This is a genomic window from Acidiphilium sp. JA12-A1 (assembly GCF_000724705.2).
GTDB classification, from domain to species: domain Bacteria; phylum Pseudomonadota; class Alphaproteobacteria; order Acetobacterales; family Acetobacteraceae; genus Acidiphilium; species Acidiphilium multivorum.
In genome coordinates this window covers 1-2,016 of record NZ_JFHO01000184.1, presented here as the reverse complement: position 1 = coordinate 2,016, position 2,016 = coordinate 1, and the positions used below count along the sequence as shown (strand labels likewise).

Here is a 2,016-nt window from a genome sequence, read left to right as displayed (position 1 = left end):
GGTGGCGCCGGTGGTCGAGCCGCCGACCGGCAGGGCGCTGGTCGCCGTGTTGATCACCTGGCCGACCACGCCGGTCACCGTGCCAAGGCCGGAGCCGGTCACGCCGCCCAGCGGCGAGGTCGAGGGCAGCGAGCCGACCGCCGTGCCGGTGGCGCCGGTCAGCGTCGCCGCACCGGTGCCGAGCGCGCCCGATACCGAACCCGTCAGGTTCGTCAGCGTCTGGCCAAGCGACGTGCCGCCCGGCGTGCTCGTGCCGCCGATCGCGTTGCTCGCCGTCACCAGCGCGCCGTTCACCGCCCCGCCCAGCACAGGCACGTTGCCGGCACCATTGGCCAGCGTGTCCACCCCGCCGCCGACGGCGCCGCCCAGGCTCTGGTTCGCCGTCGCCAGCAGCGTCGAGGCCACCGGCAGCGTCGCCGTGTTGAGCGAGCCCACCTTGAGCTGAACCACCTGCCCGTTCGACAGCACGCCGACCTGAACCGGGGCATTGGGCTGCGGCGACGTGCTCAGCACATTGGCGCTGAGCAGCGGAGTCACGGTCGATGAACCGGTCGATGTGTTCAGGACCGTGACATCGGCGAGCGCGTTGGTGACGGGATCGACCGCGTCGGCGACGCCGGTGACCGTCGGCCCGACGACGGGCAGGCCGGTGAGGCCGCTGGTGGTCAGGGTCGAGCCGGTGCCGCTCAGCAGGTCGCCCGTCTGGGTCACCGTGCCGCCGAGACCGTCCACGATCGCGCCGAGCGGGCCACCCGTGGTCGAGCCGGTCGAGGACAGCTGGGTGCCGACCGTCGACACCGTATTGCCGAGCGTGGTGACGAGACCACCCGTCGCGTCGCCCGATACCGAACTGGTGGTGGCGATGGCGCCGGTCGCCGAGCCGCCGGAACTCGCGGTCGAACCGCCGCCCGAGCCGAGGCCGGAGCCGCCGGTCGAGCCGCCGCCCGCGCTCGCGGTGGAGCTGCCGGCAGCCCCGGTGACGGCGCCCGCCGCAGGCGAGGTCGCGCTGGACCCGCAGCCGGCCAGCGCCAGCACGGAACCCAGGCAGACCGTGCAGAACAGAGCCGAAGATAACGTCTTGCGAATGGACATGGACATTAAAAGAAACTCCTCGCGCGTGTTCAAATTCATCCTGACCCGCACCTGTTTCCGGGCGTTCGGATGTCGGGCGATGACATTTGAACTGCCACGCCCTGCAGGTGTGCTTACCATGACCAGCGGAAATTAGTTTCAATTTTAGCGACAATTAGCAAAAAAATTTCACTATCGCATTATTTGTCGGAACTTTATGGTAAGAGGGGCAAAAGGGTGGGTAACCCGAGTTCGACTTGGTCAGCAGGCCAACGATCGAGCAGGTGGCGGGAACGAAGAAATTGTCGCGGATACTGGTTAGGTGGGGCGGAGGCGGGCTCTGACGTAGAAGTCGAGCGGCGCGATGATCGCGGCCCCCACCACCTTGAACCTGCTACCCAGATAATCCCAGATCGCGATGCCAAGTTTGTCACAGGTCTTGGCGAGGCTCAGGAACGCGTCGCGGCAATCCCGGCCGGTCTCACTCCGGGTTCCGGCGCTGATCTTCCGCCGCGTGACGTGACCGCGGATGTCGTTTTCCGAACCATTGGTGTGGAGCGGGATTTCCGGCCGTTCCAGCACCATCAGTAGTTCGGCCTTGTTGGCGTGCAGCCGCGCCAGCAGACGGTCCAGCGTCACGAAGCCGGTGCGGCAGAGGAAGATACGGTCGAAGCGGGTCCGTAACGCCCGAGCCTGCCGCTTGCCCGGTTTTTGCTGGTACGCTTTGAGGTCCGCGTAAAAATCCCAGATCAGGCCACGAACCCGCGTTTGAGCGGCGCGATGCTGGTCGTTGAACGTGTCCAGTTTATGCACCAGCCGTTCCGCGTGGACCCAGCACAACGCGTGCCGGCCGATATTGAAATTGTCCGGCGTCGTCGCTCAGAATAACGGCATCGCACAGAAAWTCATGCGCCTGAAACGCTGCCCCCATAGCGCCGCTTCTGT

2 protein-coding genes are annotated in these 2,016 nt (G+C 66.4%); both read right to left on the bottom strand.

Annotated features, from left to right (window positions below; all coding sequences use genetic code 11):
• Positions 1–1,098: hypothetical protein (locus RT91_RS19075; protein WP_240314368.1), on the bottom strand; the 1,098-nt coding region annotated here is incomplete at its 3' end.
• 291 nt (positions 1,099–1,389) lie between these two features.
• Positions 1,390–1,911, bottom strand: coding sequence for a transposase (locus RT91_RS19070; protein ID WP_051788371.1), 522 nt, complete (start codon positions 1,909–1,911; stop codon positions 1,390–1,392).
• Positions 1,912–2,016 lie beyond the last annotated feature (105 nt).